Annotated in this window: 14 protein-coding genes; all 14 read left to right on the top strand. The window is 47.2% G+C overall.

The window, feature by feature from the left end:
- Positions 1-13: 13 nt before the first annotated feature.
- The 14 genes from EHV07_RS15030 to gndA all read left to right on the top strand — a co-directional run bounded on the left by EHV07_RS15030 (position 14) and on the right by gndA (position 19174).
- Positions 14-2236, top strand: coding sequence for a phage tailspike protein (locus tag EHV07_RS15030; RefSeq protein WP_147198815.1), 2223 nt, complete (start codon positions 14-16; stop codon positions 2234-2236).
- A 324-nt stretch (positions 2237-2560) separates the two neighbouring features.
- Positions 2561-3790 carry a glycosyltransferase gene (locus tag EHV07_RS15025; RefSeq protein WP_147198814.1) on the top strand — a complete coding sequence of 410 codons (1230 nt, stop codon included), beginning with the start codon at positions 2561-2563 and terminating at the stop codon, positions 3788-3790.
- 425 nt (positions 3791-4215) lie between these two features.
- Complete coding sequence (galF, locus tag EHV07_RS15020) at positions 4216-5112, top strand: UTP--glucose-1-phosphate uridylyltransferase GalF (RefSeq protein ID WP_147198813.1); 897 nt, start codon at positions 4216-4218, stop codon at positions 5110-5112.
- A 47-nt stretch (positions 5113-5159) separates the two neighbouring features.
- The gene (gene galE / locus EHV07_RS15015) at positions 5160-6173 is read left to right on the top strand and encodes a UDP-glucose 4-epimerase GalE (RefSeq protein ID WP_147198812.1); all 1014 of its coding nucleotides are present in this window, start codon (positions 5160-5162) and stop codon (positions 6171-6173) included.
- A gap of 544 nt (positions 6174-6717) precedes the next feature.
- Positions 6718-7797, top strand: coding sequence for a dTDP-glucose 4,6-dehydratase (gene rfbB, locus EHV07_RS15010; RefSeq protein ID WP_147198811.1), 1080 nt, complete (start codon positions 6718-6720; stop codon positions 7795-7797).
- On the top strand, positions 7797-8681 hold the full coding sequence (gene rfbD / locus EHV07_RS15005; RefSeq protein WP_147198810.1) for a dTDP-4-dehydrorhamnose reductase: 885 nt from the start codon (positions 7797-7799) through the stop codon (positions 8679-8681). Before rfbB ends, rfbD begins: the two co-directional genes overlap by 1 nt.
- 46 nt (positions 8682-8727) lie before the next feature.
- Entirely contained in the window at positions 8728-9600 is an 873-nt protein-coding gene (rfbA, locus tag EHV07_RS15000) for a glucose-1-phosphate thymidylyltransferase RfbA (RefSeq protein ID WP_147198809.1), read from the top strand.
- A 28-nt stretch (positions 9601-9628) separates the two neighbouring features.
- Positions 9629-10171, top strand: a complete 543-nt coding sequence (gene rfbC / locus EHV07_RS14995) for a dTDP-4-dehydrorhamnose 3,5-epimerase (RefSeq protein ID WP_147198808.1) — start codon at positions 9629-9631, stop codon at positions 10169-10171.
- Complete coding sequence (locus tag EHV07_RS14990) at positions 10172-10990, top strand: ABC transporter permease (protein ID WP_147198807.1); 819 nt, start codon at positions 10172-10174, stop codon at positions 10988-10990.
- Positions 10980-12326 (top strand): ABC transporter ATP-binding protein, encoded by a 1347-nt coding sequence (locus tag EHV07_RS14985; protein ID WP_147198806.1) that lies wholly within the window; start codon positions 10980-10982, stop codon positions 12324-12326. The genes EHV07_RS14990 and EHV07_RS14985 overlap by 11 nt, the downstream gene beginning before the upstream one ends.
- A complete protein-coding gene (locus EHV07_RS14980; protein ID WP_147198805.1) occupies positions 12323-15835 on the top strand; it encodes a glycosyltransferase in 3513 nt (1170 codons plus the stop codon). Before EHV07_RS14985 ends, EHV07_RS14980 begins: the two co-directional genes overlap by 4 nt.
- A 40-nt stretch (positions 15836-15875) precedes the next feature.
- Complete coding sequence (locus EHV07_RS14975) at positions 15876-16772, top strand: glycosyltransferase family 2 protein (protein WP_147198804.1); 897 nt, start codon at positions 15876-15878, stop codon at positions 16770-16772.
- Entirely contained in the window at positions 16769-17608 is an 840-nt protein-coding gene (locus EHV07_RS14970; RefSeq protein ID WP_147198803.1) for a glycosyltransferase family 2 protein, read from the top strand. Before EHV07_RS14975 ends, EHV07_RS14970 begins: the two co-directional genes overlap by 4 nt.
- A gap of 159 nt (positions 17609-17767) precedes the next feature.
- Positions 17768-19174, top strand: a complete 1407-nt coding sequence (gene gndA / locus EHV07_RS14965) for an NADP-dependent phosphogluconate dehydrogenase (protein WP_147198802.1) — start codon at positions 17768-17770, stop codon at positions 19172-19174.

Below are 19174 nucleotides of genomic sequence, written 5' to 3'. Positions count from 1 at the left end.
TCACGGAATTTTTATGAAGCGCAGAGAACTTATCCGAACAGCCTTCTCCTCAATTGTGGCCACAGCAGCGTTAAGTTCGCTGCCTGGCGTGGCCCGGAGTGAAGAAGCGGAGCTGAAGCTAAAAAAAGTACCGGCTGATGCTATCCCAAAGAATGACGTGCCGATTTTTTCCCCGGACGATGTCTTTACCATGCCAGAACCGTTCTGGCGCGATTTCCGCGGCAAACTCTATATCGGCAAAGCCGGGACGGATCCAACCCAGTCGCAAAATTTAGTGGATGTTTTTGTTAAGGATGCCAGCGGGGAAGTTTCCCTGCTCCAGCAGCCGATTGCCCTGACCCGCGAAACGATGAAGCGCTTCGTGGCGGCCAAAGGCGCGCTGTGGTCAAACAGCGAATATTCGATGGCGTTGCATGACGACAACGACCAGCAGCTTTTTTACGTCGCGGACGTAAAAAACAACGGTGTTTCAGAGTTCAGCCGGCGGCTGGCTCAGCCATCAGGCTATCAGCTGATTGGCGAGATAGGCTCTTACGACGCGCTGCGCAAAACCAGACCGCTGTTTAATGGCGCGAAAGTGCGTCTGAAAGGCTGGCACGAAGGTGCCGAAGTGGGCGGCGGCGCGTTTGTAGGCGAACTGACGGCAGCAAAAGATGACGGTGGCTACATCGCCTCTTCCGGCGGTGACTTCCACTGGCGGCGCGTGGTCAACGATCTCAACGCGATGACCGTCTTCGATTTTGGCGCGGTAGCCGATGGCCGGACCGATACGCTGCCCGCCGTTCAGGCGATGTATCAATGGGCGCAGGATAATAACAAAAGGTTGTCTATCCAGTTCCCGGCCGGACGCTTCTTTATCTCCTCTTTTGATATTTCCGCCCACTATGTCAGTTTCTTCCGCCTGGCTGGCGCGCCGGTCAATTTTGGCTATTTCCCCTCGACAACCCTGATCTCTGGCGGTAATTCAGACTTCGTGCTGAAAATTAATGCCCGCTGGGTCGAGCTGAGCAACATCAGCTTTGAAGGGCGTATCAAGGAGCTGCCCAACACGCAGGGCTTCTTCCATAATACCTGTCCAGCCGGGCAATACTTCCGCGGCTCCTGCCTGCGCTTTAGCTATGTCGGCGGGCCTTCTCTCAGCCTGATTGATACGCTGGATTGTAAGATTGACCAGTGGTATGCCAATAACTGTACTGGCGACGTGATTAAAGGCACCTGGTCCTACACCAAAAAGGGCAACTGGGATCACAACACCGCTATTGAACTGTCCAACTTCAACGTTCAGCACTGTTCAGGCGGTAAGGCACTTAATCTGCCGCGCTCCACGCAGTCGATTATTCATAATGGCTGGATTGAGCACACCGAATTCCCCGGCGATCTTTCTAACGGCCAGTGGATTGTGGACGCGCTGAGCATCGAAACCTGTAAAAACCCGTTAATCGCTCATCACTCACGCCTGAACATGCGCCAGATTAACCTGCAGGCAGGAAGCTGGATTGACAACTCGCTACAGGGCGATGAATGGCTCGGCCCTTATGAGCGTGGCTCAACGCGCGTCGAATCCTACGGCATCGCCGTTGACGGCAGCATGAAGTACAACTATCTGACCTCCCGCTTCCGTATTCAGAACAACAGCAATCAGGAAAAATGGTATGAGCTGGGCAACATTCATACCCCTGATGTCAGCGACAGCTGGGAAATTGAAATTCTCGGACAGTCGCAGTTCAGTAACGGCACGGTTTCCGACGCGCTTAAAAACATGATGGATGACCGCAATACCGGCGGGAAAGCTATCATCACGCTGCAACGCAAGGTGCATGGTTTTGAGGGAAGCTGGCACGTTGAAGGCAGTAGTCCGATTGTCGATGTGATTTATACCACCGAACATGATGCCGACACGCGGGTATTTGTGAAGCTGGCTGGCTGGTTAGGCTCGGCAGGGGTGCTGATGAAAACCACTGCCCGGGACCATTTCGTTACCGGCCAGTGCGCGCGTTTTGATAGCGAAATGGCTTTTGGTAATCCGCCTGACAGCGCCAGGCCTCGTCATGCGGTCCGTCGCTTCTCTGTGCATAACGGATTAGCCGGAATCGGTGCCAACGAGCAGGGCGACCTGCTGGTGCAGTCACGCCTCATTGAGGCTGATAAAGTTGATACGGCAAAAGCGCAGGGCTACGTGTCGATGGTTATTAATGGTCACCAGGTCGCTGTTCCTTATTTCGCGTTAAAACAATAACGACTTCTGTTTGAGGACAAACTCCGGGTAAAGGCTTGCCCGGAGCCACTCTTTACGTATTCCTTACGCAAGGATTTTTCGGATTATTACGCTTATTAACAAAGGGTTAATAACTGGTAAGATGGAAAGACTGATTGCGGGGGACCAGAGCCTGGTTTGTCAGTGATAATTCACTACTCAGGCTTAATGGATGACGATCTTATCAAGGTTATCATAACCTTATCATTGCAATAAGGTTACCAGCGGGTTATTCGCTCCGTGGAGCAGGAAAAGTTCTCGGGAATGATATTACCGAAGACGTCGACAGGATTTTAGGGTAAATCGATGAAACTTACATTTTTCACCATGCGTTTTCCGGTAGCGTCCGAAACTTTCGTGCTGAACCAGGTCATCCATTTTATTGACAGCGGCTATGATGTGGAGATCATCTCGGTCTTTCCAGGCGATCATGTCAACCGTCATGCAGCGTTTGATCGTTACAAACTGTCCGAAAGGATCCACTACCTGCTGCCGGAAGAACAAAGCAGCGCGGCGGAAAAGCTGAAGCAACGTTTAAAAATTGTGCTGCCGAAAATGCTGAATTCGGCCACCATCAAATCGATGAATATTCCTCGCTATGGCGATCAGTCGAAGCGACTGCTGCTGCCTGCGATTGTGGCGAATGCTAAAAAACCGATCGCCGCAGATGTGTTCCTGGTGCATTTTGGCTATGCAGGCGCGCTGGCTAACAAGCTGCGTGAACTGGGCATTTTGCGTGGTAAGCAGGCAACCGTTTTCCACGGTGCCGATATATCACGCCGTTTCATTCTTAACGAGCACAAAACCGATTATCCGAATCTTTTCCGGCAGACCGAGCTACTGCTGCCAATCAGCCATCTGTGGAAAAACAAGCTGATTGCAATGGGCTGTCCGCCAGAAAAAATTCACGTAACGCGTATGGGTATTGAACCTGAAAAATTCAATATGAAAATTCGCGAAGGATTGCACCAGCCATTACGTATTCTCACCGTCGCGCGCCTGACCGAGAAAAAAGGGCTGGGCGTGGCGGTTGAAGCCTGTAAATACCTGAAAGAGAAGGGCGCAGATTTCCAGTACACCATTATCGGCAACGGCGATATGGAAGATGAGATGCGCAATACCATCCGTAACGCCAACTTGGAAGACTGTGTCAAAATGGTCGGCTTTAAGCCTCAGGAAGAGATTAAGCGCTATCTTGATGAAGCGGATATCTTCCTGCTGCCGTCGCTGACGGCGGCCGATGGAGATATGGAGGGCATCCCGGTTGCGCTGATGGAGGCGATGGCGGTAGGTTTACCGGTTGTTTCCAGCGACCACAGCGGCATTCCGGAACTGATCGAGAACAACGTTTCAGGCTGGCTGGCACCGGAAGGCGATGCAAAAGCACTGAGCGAAATCCTGTTCCGACTGGCTGCTAACGGTGCCGATATTGGTCCGGTAGTGGCGGCGGCGCGACATAAAGTTGAAACCGAATTTAACCAGCATATCGCTTATCAAGAGCTGGCTGAAATTTTGGAAAAGCTTGCGCGTAGCTAGCTGGCTATTGGAAAAGAGCGTGGTCTTATATCGGATATCCGTCCGCGCTTTCTCTGGCCAGAAATATAATTTTTAGCAGCATGTTGCTGGCTGAAAAATTTAAAAGGGCAATCGCTGCAACGATTGCCCTTTTTTTTATTTGTGGCGATATCGTTTATTATCAGGGCGTTTTCGTACTGCAATAATTCCTCAACGCGATGCGAGTAAGCTAAGTGGGTTCAATCGCTTATCTTGTGGCGCAGTATTACGCATTCATATTCAGCTAACGCGCACAATAAAGAGCGTTCTGGGTCTCATTTTCCGTAAAAAACCGCTAAATTGCGGACCAGCTTCAGCTAAATTTTCAGATTAAGATTATACTTGCCGATCGCAGCTTTAATGCATAATCACCAGACGCTTTTTTACTTCATTTATATGGAAAAAATATGACCAAGCTTAAAGCAGTTATCCCCGTTGCGGGTCTGGGTATGCACATGCTCCCTGCTACAAAAGCCATTCCTAAAGAGATGCTGCCTGTCGTAGACAAGCCGATGATTCAGTACATCATCGACGAGTGCGTTGCGGCTGGCATCAAGGAAATTGTCCTGGTCACTCACGCATCCAAGAATGCGGTAGAAAACCATTTTGATACTTCTTATGAGCTGGAAGCGCTGCTGGAAGCGCGCGTTAAGCGTTCACTGCTGAGCGAAGTACAGTCCATCTGTCCTCCAGGCGTAACCATTATGAACGTGCGCCAGCCGCAGCCGCTGGGCCTGGCTAACTCCATTCTTTGCGCGCGCCCAATGCTGCACGACGAAGCTTTTGTGGTTGTCCTGCCGGATGTCCTGCTGGATGACTCCACCGCCGATCCGCTGCGTTACAACCTGGCCGCAATGGTTGCACGTTTTGAAGAAACCGGCCGCAGCCAGGTTCTGGCTCATCATATGCCGGATGCAGACCTGTCTGAATACTCGGTCATTAAAACCCAGGAAACGCTGGACAACCCGGGTCAGGTCAGCCAAATCGTTGATTACGTCGAAAAGCCAGAAAATCCACAGACGCTGCAATCCGATCTGGCTGCGGTAGGCCGTTACGTGCTGTCTGCCGATATCTGGAATGAACTGGAGAATCTGGAACCAGGTGCGTGGGGCCGCTACCAGCTGACCGATGCTATCGCCAGCCTGGCGAAGAAAAAACCGGTTGACGCTCAGCAGCTCACGGGTACCAGCTTTGACTGTGGTCGTAAGCTTGGCTACATGAAAGCCTTCGTTTCCTGGGGCCTGCGTAATAACGCTCAGGGTCGCGAATTCCGCGAAGAAATCAAAAAAATTCTGGCTAAGTAATTCTCAATTTCACCCTGACCGCGTGCGCGTGGTTGTAAGGAGTAAACATGGCTATTTTAGTAACGGGCGGAGCGGGCTACATCGGTTCCCATACGGTGCTAACGCTGCTTGAGCGTGGCGACGACGTTGTTGTACTGGATAACCTGAGCAACGCTTCACGCGAGTCCGTCAGCCGGGTGGAAAAACTCACCGGTAAAACGGCCACCTTCGTGGAAGGCGATATCCTTGACCGCGCCTGCCTGCGTGATTTATTCACCCAGCATGATATTTCTGCCGTCATTCACTTCGCTGGCCTGAAAGCCGTTGGCGAATCTACCCGCATCCCGCTGGAGTATTACCAGAACAACGTTACCGGTACGCTGGTTCTGTTGGAAGAGATGCGCGCGGCTGGCGTCAATCAGTTTATCTTCAGTTCATCGGCTACTGTTTATGGCGCTGATGCACCGGTTCCTTATGTGGAAACCACGCCGATTGGCGGGACTACCAGCCCTTACGGTACGTCGAAACTGATGGTTGAACTGATTCTGCGTGACTATGCCAAAGCGAATCCGGAGCTGAAAGCGATCGCGCTGCGTTACTTCAACCCGGTTGGCGCGCATGAGTCTGGCCAGATTGGCGAAGATCCAAACGGCATTCCAAATAACCTGCTGCCTTATATTGCTCAGGTTGCTATCGGCCGTCTGGAAAAGCTGGGCATCTTTGGCGATGATTATCCAACCAAAGACGGTACCGGCGTACGTGATTATATCCACGTGATGGACCTGGCCGAAGGCCATCTGAAGGCACTGGATCATCTGCCAGCCATTAGCGGTTATAAAGCCTATAACCTGGGTGCCGGAGAAGGTTACTCGGTGCTGGAAATGGTGAAGTCTTTTGAAAAAGCCTCCGGTCGTCCGATCCCTTACCAGATCTCTCCACGTCGCGACGGCGACCTGGCTGCGTTCTGGGCCGATGCCACACTGGCGGATAAAGAACTGAACTGGCGTGTGTCGCGTGGCATTGATGAGATGATGCGTGATACCTGGAACTGGCAGAGCCAGAATCCTGAGGGATATAAATAAAGTTAAGTAGCGCTTTTCTCTCAAGCCCGGCTAATGCCGGGCTTTTGCATATATTGAGGTGAGCCAGGCTCACAGGCCGATCCTTCTGTTAATTATAATAAAATCTGCTCTTATTTAATCCGCTATCATAAGTGACGAAATGTAGTTTAGCGTTCATTTTGTCTTCTTTTTGAGCTGGGTAATTTTTGCTCAGTGCCCGTATTAACTAATGTGTTATTAGCTCTGTATCCTGAGGGATAAATCTTATTTTAGTTAGTTTTCATTATTGCTGAATGATACAATCAGAAACTGTGCCTCAGGTTCAAGCGACAGGGATACTGAAAGCAAAAAATACTGTGTTTCAAAGGGTTGATGGTTAAAGCTGCTTGAGACAAACTTAACAAAGTTAAGACAGGAAGGGGAAGCAGCATAATTTTTCATCCGACGTACTGGGAGCCATGACCCAGGGGCGGTAGCGTGGCTAAAATTCATCCTGATAACCTGACCGTCGTATCCAATAATCTCTGGTTATTGTTCCAAATCACTTTTCGTTTAGAGACTTGCTATGAAGATTTTGATAACAGGTGGCGCTGGCTTCATTGGTTCAGCAGTTGTAAGACATATCATCAGAAACACTCATGATTCCGTCGTTAATGTGGATAAATTGACGTATGCGGGCAATCTCGAATCGATTAAAGAGGTCAGCGACAGCGACCGTTACCAGTTTGTTCAGTTAGATATATGTGACGCTGAAGGGCTGAGCAAGGTTTTAAATGAGACTGCCCCGGATGCCATTATGCACCTGGCCGCAGAAAGTCATGTAGACCGATCCATTACCGGGCCAGCAGATTTTGTACAGACCAACGTGGTGGGCACCTATACGCTGTTGGAAGCGACGCGCCAGTACTGGAATTCTCTTCACGGCGAGAAAAAACAGGCATTCCGTTTCCATCATATTTCTACCGATGAAGTTTATGGCGATCTTCCTCATCCGGATGAAATGAGTGGCGAGCTTCCTCTGTTTACTGAAACGACGCCTTATGCGCCAAGCAGCCCTTATTCTTCCACTAAAGCCGCCAGCGACCACCTCGTTCGTGCATGGGGAAGAACTTACAAGCTGCCGGTTATTATCACTAATTGCTCAAATAACTATGGCCCTTACCACTTCCCAGAAAAGCTCATCCCGCTAATCATCATCAATGCGCTTGAGAAAAAACCCTTACCTGTCTACGGTAAAGGCGATCAGATCCGCGACTGGCTGTACGTAGAGGATCACGCCCGGGCGTTGTACAAGGTTGTGACTGAGGCTGAGGTTGGCAGCACCTATAACATCGGTGGCCATAACGAAAAGAAAAATCTTGAAGTGGTGCAGACCGTTTGTGCGCTGTTGGACGAGCTTAAACCCGCAGAAGGCCACTACGCAGATTTGATTACCTACGTTAACGATCGTCCTGGCCACGATCGTCGTTACGCCATTGACTCAAGCAAAATCCAGCAGGAACTGGGCTGGAAACCTGTAGAAACTTTCGAATCAGGTATGCGCAAAACGGTTGAATGGTATCTCACCAACAGTGAGTGGATAAACAACGTTAAAAGCGGTGCTTATCAAAGCTGGATTGAGCAAAACTACGAGAAGCGTGACTAATGAACATCCTTTTATTCGGAAAAAACGGTCAGGTTGGTTGGGAGTTGCAGCGTGCGCTGGCACCTTTGGGTAATCTGGTTGCGCTGGATCGGCACTCCACAGAATACTGTGGCGATCTGGCTAATCCTGCGGGTATTGCTGCTACTATTAACGCGCTCAAACCAGACGTCATTGTCAATGCTGCGGCCCATACCGCTGTCGATAAAGCGGAATCCGAACCTGAAATCGCTGCCTTATTAAATACTGAAGCCGTAGCAAAAATGGCGGATGCTGCTGAAAAAGCAGGCGCGCTACTCGTTCATTATTCTACTGATTATGTATTCAATGGTCAGGGAGATAAACCCTGGACCGAAACCGACCGCACGGAGCCGTTAAGCGTATACGGTAAAACGAAACGCGCCGGGGAAGAGGCAATTATCGCCACGTGCAGCAGCTATCTGATATTCCGTACCAGCTGGGTCTATGCGGCCAAAGGCAACAATTTTGCAAAAACCATGCTAAAACTGGCTAAGGACAGAGAGGAACTCTCCGTTATTAATGACCAGTTTGGTGCGCCCACGGGAGCCGAATTAATTGCTGACTGCACGGCTCATGCTATTCGTCAGGCTAAGGGGCAACCACAGCTTTCCGGAATCTATCACCTGATAGCCAATGGTACAACGACATGGCATGAATATGCTGGTTTCGTTATTGAAACAGCAAAAGAAAAAGGGATGAATCTTCAGGTAAAAAAAATAAATCCTGTGACGACTTCTGCCTTCCCTACGCCAGCTAAAAGACCAGCTAATTCAAGACTTAATATCAATAAATTCCAGCAAACCTTCGCATTGACCCTGCCTGACTGGCGGGTAGGTGTACAGCGTATGCTTAGCGAAATTATTTAAATTGATGATAAAGCCTCATTCGAGGCTGTTTAACGGGTGCGAGAACATGAAAAATAAAGGTATTATTTTAGCAGGCGGCTCAGGGACCAGACTCTACCCGGTAACGATGGCGGTGAGTAAGCAATTATTGCCTATTTACGACAAGCCGATGATTTATTACCCGCTGAGCACGCTGATGATGGCGGGGATTCGCGACATTCTTATTATTAGCACGCCTCAGGATACGCCTCGTTTTGAAAGTTTATTAGGTGATGGTTCGCAATGGGGACTCTCCATTCAGTATAAAGTGCAGGCGAGTCCTGATGGTCTTGCGCAAGCTTTTATCCTCGGTGAAGAATTTATTGGGGATGACTCCTGCGCGCTGATTCTGGGGGATAATATTTTTTATGGCCACGATTTGGTCCCTCAGCTTGAAGCTGCTAAGAATAAAAAAACAGGGGCAACGGTGTTTGCCTATCATGTTCATGATCCCGAGCGCTATGGCGTTGTAGAATTCGATCAGGACGGCGTTGCTATTTCTCTTGAAGAGAAACCCGCCGTCGCAAAAAGTAATTATGCCGTGACCGGACTCTATTTTTATGACAACAGCGTAGTTGAAATCGCGAAAAGCCTTAAACCTTCAGCCCGTGGCGAGCTTGAAATTACCGATATCAATCAGGCTTATCTCAATAAAGGTCTCCTCTCTGTTGTTACGATGGGACGAGGCTACGCCTGGCTAGACACCGGCACACATGAAAGCCTGATTGAAGCCGGAAACTTTATTCAGACTATCGAGCATCGTCAGGGACTGAAAATTGCCTGTATTGAAGAAATTGCCTGGCGGCAAAAATTTATAACCAGTGCTCAGCTGGAAGAACTGGCTAAACCTTTTGCAAAAAACGGTTATGGCAAATATATGCTGAATTTGATTAAGAAATAATGCTCTGACTAAACTGGAAGGAAAAAACGTGAAGGTTATTACTACGTCTTTAACCGATGTCCTGATCTTTGAGCCAACGGTCTTTGGCGATCATCGCGGCTTCTTTTTTGAAAGCTTCAGCCAAAAATTTTTCGATGAAGCGGTGGGGACTTCCGTCAGCTTTGTGCAGGATAATCATTCAAAATCATCGCGGGGCGTATTACGCGGGCTGCATTATCAGTTAAATCCAAATGCTCAGGGTAAACTGGTGCGTTGCGTCGAAGGTGAAGTATTTGATGTTGCGGTCGATATCCGCAAGGGTTCAGCCACGTTCGGACAGTGGGTAGGGGTGGAGCTGAGCGCTGAAAATAAACGGCAGTTATGGATCCCTGCCGGTTTTGCACACGGTTTTGTCACGCTAACTGAAACCGCAGAGTTTGTTTATAAAACTACTAATTACTATGCCAAAGAAAGCGAGCGCTCCATCGTATGGAACGATCCTGATATCGCAATTGACTGGAAAATCTCAGACGTTCTTCTTTCCGACAAAGACCAGCACGCACCTCGTCTTCAGGATGCAGAGGTTTTCTAAATGAACGAACAGGCAAAAACACCGGGTGCCCTGGTTAAGACGATGCTGATACATCGTCGTTTAATTTACACGCTAACAAAAAGAGAAGTGATCAGCCGATATCGGGGTTCAATGCTGGGCCTGCTATGGTCCTTTTTTACGCCCGTATTAATGCTCGTGGTTTACACCTTCGTGTTTAGCGTAGTGTTTCAGGCTAAATGGAGTGAAGGTCAAACATCTAAATCGGCTTTTGCGCTGGTTTTATTCTCAGGTTTAATTATTTTCAATCTTTTTTCCGAATGTATTAACAAGGCTCCAGGCACAATTATTGCTAATGCGAACTATGTTAAAAAGGTGATATTCCCGCTGGAAATATTAACGTGGGTTAATATGGGCGCAGCGCTATTTCACTTTTTTATCAGCTGCGTAGTCTGGCTGGTGTTTTACGTTATTGAAGTGGGCATTCCGCATCTGACGCTGCTGCTGCTGCCGCTGGTGCTGATACCTCTGATATTATTGACGATGGGGCTGAGTTGGTTTCTGGCTGCATTAGGCGTTTATATTCGTGATGTCAGTCAGCTTGTCGGTATCATAACTATGGTGTTGATGTTCCTTTCGCCTATATTTTTCCCGACGTCTGCTCTACCGGCCAGCATCCGCTCATGGCTGTTATTAAACCCACTTGCACACTTTATTGAACAGGCCAGGGCGGTAATGTATTGGGGAATAATTCCCGATATGACGTCCTGGCTGATCGGCTTTGTAATAAGCACTGTTATTGCCTGGGCCGGTTTTTACTTTTTCCAGAAAACGCGCAAGGGGTTTGCAGATGTCATCTGAAGATATCATTACCGTTCAGGGACTCAGTAAGTGTTATCAAATCTACGACTCCCCTAAAGATCGGCTATTACAGATGTTTTATCGCAGCCGAAAAAAGCTCTATCGCGATTTCTGGGCGCTGAATGATGTTTCCTTCACCTTGAAAAAGGGAGAGACGGTCGGGATTATTGGAAGAAACGGTTCCGGAAAATCGACGCTGTTACAAATGATCTGCGGGACGTTGAACCCAACAGATGGACAGGTGAAGGTCGGGGGTAAAATCGCCGCCTTGCTGGAACTGGGTGCAGGCTTTAACCCGGAATTTACCGGACATGAAAATGTCTTTATGGCCGCGTCACTTTATGGCCTGACCAATGAACAAATCCGGGACCGCTATGAAAGCATCCTGGCCTTTGCCGAAATCGGCGAACATATAGATCAGCCGGTAAAAACCTACTCCAGTGGCATGTATGTCCGTCTCGCATTTGCCGTTATAGCGCACGTTGACGCCGACATATTAGTGGTGGACGAAGCATTGGCCGTCGGAGACGCCGTGTTTACGCAAAAATGTATGCGCTTTATCCGTAAATTTAAAGAAAACGGCACGCTGCTTTTTGTCAGTCACGATACCAGCTCGGTGATCAACCTCTGTGATAAGGCCATCTGGCTTCATCAGGGAAAAATGATAACCTCCGGCAAGGCGAAAGATATTGCGGAAAAATACCTGCAATACACGCTTCAGGAAGTTTATGGTGATGAAGCTAAGCTTGAAAGCCTGAAAGCAGCACCGATGTCCGAAGATGCTCAACCGATTGCTACCGGAAACGATAACGAAGCGGCAGCACTTGAGTCAGCGATAAATTATAATACCCAGTACGGTATCGAAAATAACCTTTCCGAAGCCAATGGCTGGAAAACAGGAGGGGGTGAAATAAATTCCGTTTCCTTCGCTGATATAAAAACTGGCAATACCCGACACATCTATAAGGGTGGCGAAGCGGTTAAGCTGACTGTTGAAGCAACGGTTCATCAGGAGTTTGACGCTCCCATTATTGGTTTTCTGGTAAAAGATCGCCTGGGACAGGTTCTTTTTGGTGAAAATACGTTGCCCTTCACCGCGCGTAATCCAGTGCCTGTTACGGCTGGCGACAAAATTAAAGCTGAATATACGTTTACGCTCCCTATGCTACCAAACGGTGAATATGCCATGATGGTGTCATTGGCTAATGGCGATATTAATAACCATGTACAGCACCACTTGCTTCATGATGCACTAATTATCAATGTTTCATCCAGTGAAGTACGTTGGGGACTGGTAGGTATAAAATTTGATGAAGTTAAGATGGAAATCAAATGAAGACACTTTTTGAACTCTACGAAAATCATCATGGAAAATCTTCCGACAAATGGACGATTTATTTAGAAACCTACCATGAATTCCTTTCTCCTCTACAGGAAAAGCCGGTAAATTTCCTTGAAATTGGCGTGCAAAATGGCGGTTCCCTGGAGATTTGGTCTAAATATTTTCCGAATGCTAATAACATTATCGGTTGCGATATCAACGAAAAGTGTGCGTCACTGGAATATGACAACACAAAGATAAGCCTGGTCATTGGGAATTCTTCTACAGCGAAAGTTAGAAACTGTATTGCAGAAATTTCACCGCGTTTTGATGTCATTGTTGATGATGGATCGCACGATTCTTCTGATATCATCAAATCTTTCCTTCTCTATTTCCCCCTAATAGAAGAGGATGGTTTTTATATTATTGAAGACCTTCATTGTAGCTACTGGCTAAATTTTGAAGGTGGCCTGTATGATCCCTATTCTTCAATGGCTTTTTTGAAAAAGCTGGGTGATATTCCCAATCATGAGCATTGGGGAAGTAACAAGCAGGAAAAAGACTATTTACGACCGTTTTATGAACACTACGACTGTATCGATTTCGATACCGTTGATTACAGTGAAATTCATTCCGTTACTTTCGTAAATTCACTATGCATCATTCAAAAAAGAAAAAAAGAAAGTAATATTCTGGGGCCGCGTGTAATTGCCGGCGAAGTTGAAACCGTCGTACAGGGCCATAGTAATATCCACGGCTCCTTTAACGAGCCTCAGGACCAGTTCAATAATCCATGGCGGAACCTGCCAACTTTCCCTGAAATGGAATGGAAAGAAGTTAAAGAAAATCTGAGCAGTGCTGAAAAGAAATTAAGTAAGAATCTTGATGAAATTAGAAGGCTTAAAGCAGATATTACTCATTACAAAGAAAATGAAGAAAAACTGCGCCAACAGGTTGCTGAGAAAGATGAGTTAATACATAGATTATCTCATGATAATCATGCCTTACTGACATCAACGAGCTGGAAAGTAACTCAACCTCTGCGCAAGTCAGCTACACATTTACGCAAAGTAAAAAAAGGTGTAGATCTTTCAGGCCAAATCGTCAGAGATTACGGTTTGAGCGAGAGTATTAATCGGGCAAAAAATATTTATAACCAGCATGGTTTTCGTGGCTTGATCAATAAGCTTCGTTATATTAATCAACTGCAACAGCTTTCTGCAGTGGTTGAGTCGAAGGCCCTTGCTCCCGTCACGTTACGCGCTGAGGCGCTACTCATTCCTAAAGTTCTTATTATCGCGGAAGTTTCTATCCCGCAATGTAAAAAGTATCGCGTTGATCAGAAAGTTGAACTTTTCAATCGACTCGGTATTGAAGTCACCGTTTTGCCATGGAGCCACCAAAACGAATGCATTAAAGCAATGCAGTCGCATACGCTGGTAATATTTTATCGTGTGCCTGGTTTTGCCAGCCTTGATCCGGTCTTTGCTGAGTGCAAGCGCCTCAATATAACGACCTTATGGGAAGTGGATGATCTGATTTTCGACGCCGAAATTTTGCGTAACAGCAAAACATTACAGGCTCTGGATACGGCCACTTATAATGGGCTTCTTGACGGCGCACACCTTTATAAAAGTGCTATGCTACAGTGTAGCGGCGCTATTGCTTCTACCCAGCATCTGGCTGACGAAATGGTAAAAGCCGGGGCTAAATATGCTTACGTTGTCGAAAATGCGCTTGATCCAGAAACCATTACAGCGGCTGAATCGATTACCACCGGCAGAAAAAGTCTTGAAGATGGTATTATAAGAATTGTTTACGGTTCGGGCACGACCACCCATAATATTGATTTTTTAGAAGCCGCTGATGCAATAGTGAGTGTCCTTAGGCAAAACAAGAACGTCCATTTCAGATTAATCGGCAATCTTGATTTACCTGCCTCATTCAAAGAGGTTGAAGCGCAAGTTGAATATATTGATTTATGCCCATACCGCGATTATTTAAAAGTTCTTGCTGAATGTGATATCAGTCTTGCCCCCCTGGAAGATTACATATTTAACTATTCGAAAAGTAATATTAAGTATATCGAAGCATCTATACTTTCTATACCAAGCGTTTGCTCACCGAGGCCCACTTTTAGCCGTGTTATCAAACATGGTGAGAATGGTTTTCTTTGCGAAACACCGCAGGAATGGGAAGATGTGTTAATGCAGCTGATAGAGTCGGAAACGCTGCGTACTAAAGTGGGTGCACAGGCCTACCATTCTGTTTATGAGCACTACTTACCCGAAAATATTGCGCATGAACAAGTAAAAAATATTATTTCTGACTATGCTCGTTTGAATGAAAACGACAAGAAAAATATTCTTTCGGTAAATTGCTACTATAATCCTCGCTCATTCGGCGGCGCGACAGTGGTGGCAGAGGAAATTAATAAGCGCTTTGCCAGTAACGAAGATATAAATATCCATGTTTTAACGTCGTTATCTGAAGAGTATGTGCCCGCGTATGAATTACGTCGTTATCAGTCATGGGATCATGAATGTTTTGGGATTGGCCTGCCGCGTATATTGCAACCAAATGAACACATAGTTAATCGTAAAATCGAGCCTGCCTTTTCTCAAGTTTTGGATATTGTTAAACCCGATGCGGTTCATTTCCATTCGATTCAGGGATTAGGCGTGACGATGCTTGAGATGTGTGCTGAGAGGCAAATCCCTGTGATTGTCACAACGCATGATTACTGGTGGCTATATGAACACCAGTTTATTTTGAGTTATCAGGACAAGCATCCTGCCGACGAGCGCGATAAAAATAAAATTTACTATAATCAGAAAAAGCGTGATGCGCTTTCTCTTGCTTCTGTTTTGCTGGCGCCTGGAGCCTTCTGTCGCGACCTTTATAAAAGCGAAGGGTTTAAGGAAATCTCGGTCAACAAAAACGGTGTAAATTATCCAGCTGTCAACATCGAAAGAACCAGGCCTACTACGCTTCGCTTTGGTTACCTGGGCGGTAATACTGAAATCAAAGGCTTCCACCTTCTCAAGGCTGCTTTCAAAAATATTTCGGCCCAAGATGCGGCGCTGACTATTATCGATAACACTCTCGCGCTGGGCTTCTCTTCCTTTAGCGAGTCGGACCTTGCGAACTTCAAAAATTATCAGTTGGCCCCGGCTTTTAGCCAGGAAACAATGGATGATTTTTATAACAGTATTGATGTTCTGATTTATCCTACTCAGTCAAAAGAGAGCTTCGGTTTGACGGTGCGCGAAGCGCTGGTGCGTAACGTATGGGTTATCACCTCCGATGCAGGAGGTGCGGCTGAAGACATTATTGAAGGACGTAATGGAACGATCATACCGTTCAATAATAATGCCGAAGAACTTGAAAAAGCCATCGTCGCTACGATAGCTCACTTCAGGCAGCTTCCTGCTGGAAAGATGGAAGACCTTCCGCACTCCCATATTCGCTCATTCGATGAACAATATGAAGAACTGGTAGAGATTTACCGTTCGGCTCACTGAAAAAAGGGCCTCTGGCCCTTTTTAATCAGGGTAATGTAAAGTGAACGAGAAAATTTTGGCCATAACGGTCACCTGGCAGCCTGTCATTAAAGACTTATCCCGCCAGGTTGCTGTCTTGCTCAACAGCAATGTAGATGTCGTTATTGTCGATAATGGTTCAGAAAATGTGGCAGCGCTGGAGGCGTATATCTCAGGCTGCCCGGATAATGTCTCTTTGCTGAAAATGCAAGAAAATCTCGGCATCGCTGCCGCGCAAAACCACGGAATTACCAGAGCGATAGAGCAGGGTTACGCTTATGTCCTGCTTATGGATCAGGACAGCCTGCCTGCCGAAAATATGGTTGAGGAGCTGGTCCGGGGTTTTTCAATGTTAACTGACGCGGCGGCAATCGGCCCTAACTTTACTAATGGACAAAAGGCTTCCCAGGCGCGTTTTATCCGTGTTGAGGGATTGAGCATCATTAAAATGGCGCAAAATGACAGCAGCAACATCGTTGAAGTTGATCATTTGATTGCCTCAGGTTCTCTGATCCCTGTGCGTGCGTTGGCAGTGACGGGTCTGATGGACGCGTCTCTTTTTATTGATTATGTTGATATAGAATGGGCGCTCCGTGCCAGGGCAAAAGGTTTACGCTCATATGGCTGCTTTTCTGCACAGATGCATCATGCGTTGGGTGATAATAATATAGCTTTCATGGGGCGAAATGTTGCCGTGCATTCTCCTCAGCGCCACTACTATATGGTAAGAAATGCTATTCTTCTTTATAAAAGAAAATTTATCCCGGTGAGCTGGAAAATTGTAGATTGCTATAAACTTGCTATCAAAATGACTATTTTGTTATTGTTTGCCGGGCAAAGATTCAAAAATATCAAAGCTATCATTCGGGGATGTCGGGACGGCATAAATAGCAAATCAGGTAAGTGTGAATTGAAATGAAAATTTCCGACAATGTTGATGAGTTAAATTCCGCTACTGCAAGCAGGATCCTGCGTGTCTCTGTTGTAACTTACTATATTGATGATGACATTTTTGCCCTGATGGGGTCACTGGAAACTGCATTTAAGCATTGTCAGGCTACGCGTTTTGAAGTGATCCTGATCGAAAACGGCTATAAAGAAAAAAATGAGCGCCACCGCGTTCTGGAAGAAAAGTATTGTTTCTGCGAGGTTATTATTGCCGGTGAAAACCTTGGCTATGGACGTGCTCATAACCTTGCTATGAATGCAAATGCAGACTATCACCTCATCCTTAACCCGGATATTATTTTGCATGAAAATACACTTGCGGTAGCCCTGGATTTTCTAAGCTCACATCCTGAATGTGGCCTACTCTCACCCCTTGCTCGCTGGCGTAATGGCGAGAGACAATTTTTATGTAAGCGTTATCCCAGTGTTTTTACCCTTTTGCTACGTGGATTCGCGCCATCCTTTATAAGGAAAATCTTAAAAAAACGGCTTGCTAACTATAATATGGCTGAGGATATTACCCTGGATAATGTCTACTGGAATCCCCCTATAGTTAGTGGTTGCTTTATGTTTTTCAGAAACAGCGTCCTGCAAGAACTGCGCGGGTTTGACCCTGACTATTTTCTCTATTTTGAAGATACCGATCTGAGTTGGCGCGCGGCCAGACTGACAAAAGTTGCCTATGTTCCACAAGTGGAAGTCGTTCATCATGGCGGTAATGCTTCACGAAAAGGGCTTAAACATATTATGTTGTTTACCTCTTCAATGATTAAGTTCTTTCATAAAAATGGTTGGAAAATGGTCTGATAAAAACGTTTTGAGGTGGCATCGTTTAAATAGTAAGCATGTTACCCGGAACATTTTAGATACCTATCACACCTATTGCTACCAACAGCCCTTACTCTTCAGTTAATATGAATTGAATACGGGCTTTAAGTCTATGTAATCCCCAGACAGGAGTATGTAATGTCCAAGCAACAGATCGGCGTTGTAGGTATGGCAGTAATGGGCCGTAACCTCGCTCTTAACATTGAGAGCCGCGGCTATACCGTTTCCATCTTTAACCGTTCACGCGAAAAGACCGATGAAGTCATCGCAGAAAACGAAGGCAAAAAGCTGGCTCCTTACTACACCATCGAAGAGTTTGTTGAATCCCTTGAGAAACCGCGTCGTATTCTGCTGATGGTACAGGCAGGTGAAGCGACCGACAAAACCATCGCTTCTCTGACTCCACATCTGGATAAAGGCGACATCCTGATCGACGGCGGCAACACCTTCTATAAAGACACTATTCGTCGTAACCGCGAGCTGTCTGAGCAGGGCTTCAACTTTATCGGTACCGGTGTTTCCGGCGGCGAAGAGGGTGCGCTGAAAGGTCCATCTATCATGCCTGGCGGTCAGAAAGAAGCTTATGAGCTGGTTGCGCCAATCCTGGATAAGATTGCTGCCCGCGCAGAAGGTGAAGCTTGCGTTGCATACATTGGTCCGGACGGCGCGGGTCATTATGTGAAGATGGTGCATAACGGTATCGAATACGGCGACATGCAGCTGATTGCTGAAGCCTATTCCCTGCTGAAAAATGCCCTGAACCTGAGCAACGAAGATCTGGCGAAGACCTTCAGCGAGTGGAACGAAGGCGAACTGAGCAGTTACCTGATCGACATCACCAAAGACATCTTCACGAAAAAAGATGAAGACGGTAAATACCTGGTTGACGTTATTCTGGATGAAGCGGCGAACAAAGGCACCGGCAAATGGACCAGCCAGAGCTCTCTGGACCTGGGCGAGCCTCTGTCCCTGATCACCGAATCCGTGTTTGCCCGCTACCTTTCTTCTCTGAAAACCCAGCGTGTTGCGGCTTCTAAAGTTCTGAGCGGTCCAACCGTGCAGACTATCAGCGGCGAAAAAGCGGAGTTTGTAGAGAAAGTGCGTCGCGCGCTGTACCTGGGCAAAATCGTTTCTTACGCGCAGGGCTTCTCTCAGCTGAAAGCGGCTTCTGACGAAAACAACTGGGATCTGCACTACGGTGAGATTGCTAAGATCTTCCGTGCTGGTTGCATCATCCGCGCGCAGTTCCTGCAGAAAATTACCGATGCTTATGCAGACAATGCAGAAATCGCTAACCTGCTGCTGGCGCCATACTTCAAAAACATCGCGGATGAATACCAGCAGGCGCTGCGTGACGTTGTGGCCTATGCCGTTCAGAACGGTATTCCAACGCCAACCTTCTCTGCTGCAATCGCATACTACGACAGCTACCGTTCTGCGGTGCTGCCAGCGAACCTGATTCAGGCTCAGCGTGACTACTTCGGTGCGCACACCTACAAGCGTACTGATAAAGAAGGTGTGTTCCACACCGAGTGGCTGGATTAA

It is taken from the genome of Pantoea sp. CCBC3-3-1 (assembly GCF_007981265.1).
Classification (GTDB): Bacteria; Pseudomonadota; Gammaproteobacteria; order Enterobacterales; family Enterobacteriaceae; genus Erwinia.
The sequence above is the reverse complement of the archived record's forward strand: the minus strand, read 5'-3'. Positions and strand labels throughout refer to the sequence as shown.

Excerpts from the sequence above, each read along its gene's own strand:
- gndA (WP_147198802.1), top strand. The coding sequence starts at position 17,768 with ATGTCCAAGCAACAGATCGGCGTTGTAGGTATGGCAGTAATGGGCCGT.
- galF (WP_147198813.1), top strand. The coding sequence starts at position 4,216 with ATGACCAAGCTTAAAGCAGTTATCCCCGTTGCGGGTCTGGGTATGCAC.
- rfbD (WP_147198810.1), top strand. The coding sequence starts at position 7,797 with ATGAACATCCTTTTATTCGGAAAAAACGGTCAGGTTGGTTGGGAGTTG.
- galE (WP_147198812.1), top strand. The coding sequence starts at position 5,160 with ATGGCTATTTTAGTAACGGGCGGAGCGGGCTACATCGGTTCCCATACG.
- rfbA (WP_147198809.1), top strand. The coding sequence starts at position 8,728 with ATGAAAAATAAAGGTATTATTTTAGCAGGCGGCTCAGGGACCAGACTC.
- EHV07_RS14970 (WP_147198803.1), top strand. The coding sequence starts at position 16,769 with ATGAAAATTTCCGACAATGTTGATGAGTTAAATTCCGCTACTGCAAGC.
- EHV07_RS14980 (WP_147198805.1), top strand. The coding sequence starts at position 12,323 with ATGAAGACACTTTTTGAACTCTACGAAAATCATCATGGAAAATCTTCC.
- rfbB (WP_147198811.1), top strand. The coding sequence starts at position 6,718 with ATGAAGATTTTGATAACAGGTGGCGCTGGCTTCATTGGTTCAGCAGTT.
- EHV07_RS15025 (WP_147198814.1), top strand. The coding sequence starts at position 2,561 with ATGAAACTTACATTTTTCACCATGCGTTTTCCGGTAGCGTCCGAAACT.
- EHV07_RS15030 (WP_147198815.1), top strand. The coding sequence starts at position 14 with ATGAAGCGCAGAGAACTTATCCGAACAGCCTTCTCCTCAATTGTGGCC.
- EHV07_RS14990 (WP_147198807.1), top strand. The coding sequence starts at position 10,172 with ATGAACGAACAGGCAAAAACACCGGGTGCCCTGGTTAAGACGATGCTG.
- EHV07_RS14985 (WP_147198806.1), top strand. The coding sequence starts at position 10,980 with ATGTCATCTGAAGATATCATTACCGTTCAGGGACTCAGTAAGTGTTAT.